3 protein-coding genes are annotated in these 3670 nt (G+C 40.8%); all 3 read left to right on the top strand.

Annotated elements, in window-relative coordinates; genetic code table 11:
- The first annotated feature begins 43 nt into the window (after nt 1–43).
- The 3 genes from AC1DUA_RS28590 to AC1DUA_RS28600 all read left to right on the top strand — a co-directional run bounded on the left by AC1DUA_RS28590 (nt 44) and on the right by AC1DUA_RS28600 (nt 3504).
- Nucleotides 44–958, top strand: a complete 915-nt coding sequence (locus tag AC1DUA_RS28590) for a spore germination protein (protein WP_477502982.1) — start codon at nt 44–46, stop codon at nt 956–958.
- An 18-nt stretch (nt 959–976) separates the two neighbouring features.
- A complete protein-coding gene (locus AC1DUA_RS28595) occupies nt 977–2143 on the top strand; it encodes a Ger(x)C family spore germination protein (RefSeq protein WP_477502983.1) in 1167 nt (388 codons plus the stop codon).
- A gap of 242 nt (nt 2144–2385) precedes the next feature.
- Nucleotides 2386–3504 (top strand): GerAB/ArcD/ProY family transporter, encoded by a 1119-nt coding sequence (locus AC1DUA_RS28600; RefSeq protein WP_477502984.1) that lies wholly within the window; start codon nt 2386–2388, stop codon nt 3502–3504.
- Nucleotides 3505–3670 lie beyond the last annotated feature (166 nt).

The raw sequence follows: 3670 nt of genomic DNA on the forward strand, positions 1-3670 counted from the left end.
GTGAACAAAAACTGATTACCGTGAACAAAAACTGATTACCGAAGTGAAAGAACGAATCTCCAGAATTCAGATAGACGCCATATTAGGCAGTAGCTATATCGAGGAGTTTATTGAGGATAATCCGTACTCGCCTTTCCCTCAAGTCCAATATACAGAACGACCGGATACGCTATGCGCCGCTCTTCTAGAGGGTCGTCTTGGTATTTTGGTGGATGGGTCACCTATTCCGATTATGGTTCCAGTCACGTTATATATGCTTCTTCAATCGGCGGAGGATTATTATCAAAGATTTGTTGCGGCTACATGGATCCGGTGGATCCGATACTTCTTTCTACTCATTTCCTTCTTGTTACCCTCTGTTTATATAGCAGTAACTACCTATCATCCGGAAATGCTTCCACCAAATCTCTTGGTTGCTGTCGCAGCAGCAAGAGAAAATGTACCCTTTCCAGCCATTATTGAAGCAATTCTAATGGAGATTACATTTGAAGCGCTTAGAGAAGCAGGTCTTCGGATACCTAAACCGATTGGACAAACCGTATCCATTATAGGTGCATTAGTGATAGGGCAGGCAAGTGTTCAGGCGGGTATCGTATCTGCACCAATGGTTATTGTTGTCTCTATAACAGGAATTGCTTCGTTTATTATTCCACATTTCGATTTGGGACTTACTTTTCGACTTTTACGATTTCCGGTGATGGTTCTTGCTGCAACCATGGGCTTGTATGGTGTGATTCTGAGTATAATTCTAATCTATCTTCATCTTGTTACGCTTCGGTCTTTTGGTACGCCATATCTGACGCCAACTGCGCCAATTGTCTTTAGTGATTGGAAGGATGTACTGATACGAGCTCCTATATGGCTGATGAAAAAAAGACCTACATTGTATGGTACCAAAGACGATCAACGGTTGGTTTATCACCCAAGACCGCAAATTCCTGATGATGATGGAGATTAATGGGGGATGCATTTTATAGTGAGAAACCTCTGGTATGTTATTACTATCTCTGGACTGTTTTTGTTAACAGGCTGTTGGTCAAGAATTGAAATCAATGATCGTGCTTTCGTAACCGCTATGTTTATTGACTACCCAGAGGAAGGAGTTTATGAAGTTTCTCTGGGATTCCCGCTGCCTAATCGAATGGCTACCGGGCTTGTGTCAGGAGGATCGAACAACGGGAATCCCTATGCAATCGTAACAAAGAGGGCCGAGAGTGTTCCTGTTGCGATAAGGAAAATTCGTTCAGATCTATCTAGGGAACTATCGTGGGGGCACTGCCGTGTTATTGTCATTGGTCGGGATATGGCGGAACGGGGCATCAATCCATTGTTAGAGTTTACAGCACGTGAACCGAATCTTCACACAAAAACCTTCTTATTTGTCTCTCCCACAAAAGGTCAGGATATATCGTTCTTGACTCCCGTTTTTGAAAGGCTTCCATCCGAAGTGCTCCGCGAATTTGCTCAAAGGAATGTAACCTTAGGTTCGACAGTCAAAGACTTCCTAGAAGCGAAAGCATCCGGGGGGGATATGGTCACTGGATTGCTTACCATTGGACAAACAGGAATGCTGAGCGAAAAAGGAAAAACAAGTACATGGGTCGGTACTGACGGTGCTGCATTATTCAAAAGTGGTGCTATGGTGGGAACACTGGACGTTATGGAGATGAGAGCAGGTCTTTGGTTAAATGGGAAAATGAAGAATTCCATGAACTCCATCAAATCCCCTACAGATGGGAAAACCATTAGCTTCCTTATTCAGACCTCCAAGACTTCAATCAAACCAAATCTCAATGGTACTCAAATTGAATTCAATATTCATATTGAAGCTGAAGATGATATCTTGTCATCTGAATCCGATATTGATTTAATGGATCCTAAACAAATTAACGTTCTTGAGGAATTGCTATCCAAACAGTTGAAGGACAGGATCATGCGTACCATCCTAACAACACAAGCCAAAGGGGTAGATGTATTTAACTTCGGAAGGATGTTCTCGTGGAGTTATCCGAAAGTATGGAAGCAACATAAAGGGGATTGGCATGAAGGGTACAGAGACTGTAAGTTTCTTGTAAATACAAAAATTCATGTTAAGAGAACGGGAAATATCAAGAATTCCGTCATTGGGAGACTTGAGGAATAAGGGGGAATGGCAGTGATTGGCATTACGATTGTTTTTATTTTAATTGCCTGCCATGAGCTGAGATATTTGAGTCATCACAAACGTAAACCTAGGACTTACTGGATCACATGTTCGTTTTTGATTGTGGCCTATGCATATAACATGGCCGTTTATTCAATTGACGATCTACCTGGAATGAGTCAGCTTATCGAATATTTATTCAAATTCTAGTAGTAAACTTGCGTCGAGAAGGATGGCGAGCTATGCAACGTATTAGCCAGATTGAGTTAGGTTTAATGTTTGTTCTATTTAACTTCTCCACCGCAGCGGGATTCTTAATAGGGCCACTTTCTGTACTAGCAGGTTTTCAAGGGTGGTTGGTTATTATCATTTCGCATGCAGGTGGATTGATGATTGCCTTTATCTCCATCGCTTTTGCAAAAAAACGGCCAGATGAGTTTTTCATTCAATACGGGAAAGAAAGCATTGGCAAATGGCTTAATATAATAATGATGATTGTTTATAGCTTTTTTTTTATTCTACTCGCAGGGATGGTGCTAAGACAAGCAACGGATTTTCTGGTGCAAATCTACTTGCCCTCAACCCCAGGATGGGTCGTTGCAAGTTCCTTTGGACTTGTAATCGCGATTGCGGTCAGATCCGGAATTGAAGCGATATTCCGCTGTGCATCGGGATTCTTTTTCGTTATTTTCTCTACAGCTGCCATTGTTCCATTGTTAGTGGGAAAAGAGTTGGATTTCCATCGGGCAATTGCTTTGCTAACAAATCTAAGTATGGGAGATCTAGTCTATACCAGCTATCCATTTATACCGTGGTTTGGTGAAATGTTTTTGGTTATTTTTATTTTCCCTTACATTGCAAAACCAGAGAAAACATTTCGATCTTTGTTTTGGTCATCTGTTCTCAGTCTCGTGTTCTTTGAAGTGTACTATTTACTATGTATTTTGTTATTCGATGAGCAATTAATGGGGCAACTTACCTATCCCGTATTAGAAATGCTTCGGTTTATTCGAATTGGAGATTTTCTGGAAAATTTAGATCCGATTGTAGCGGCGATATGGATGGCGGGCTTATTCGTAAAAATTAGTATTCTACTATACATAGCATTGCTCATTGCTTCAAAGTTACTAAAGCTTAAAGACGCAAGGCCGCTGTCATTTTCCTTCGGAGCAATTATGGTTGGACTGGCTATGCACTCTGTGAAAAACACAGTCGAACTCAATCAATTTATTTTGCATGCGTGGAAAAATTTCGCTTATCTCATTGAAATTTCTCCACTTCTTTATTGGGGGATTTCGATTATAAAAAGATTGTATCAGAACGGTTTTCGTAAAAACAAAATGGAGAGGGCAGAACCGTAGGGAAAGCATTCGCTGCAATGTGATTGCACCGATTACGTCGCGGGCACAGGTTGTTTTTTTCGTTATGGGAGATAATAATAAAATCCTTACAAAATATAGAAAAGGTGAGTGGGAATATGATTTATATTTATAATGATTTTGGTGGAACCCACACTACAGCTTTAGC

This window comes from Paenibacillus sp. 01T422 (assembly GCF_056398785.1).

What these genes read in the sequence shown, in the direction of transcription:
- AC1DUA_RS28600 (WP_477502984.1), top strand. Translation starts at nt 2,386, where the DNA reads ATGCAACGTATTAGCCAGATTGAGTTAGGTTTAATGTTTGTTCTATTT.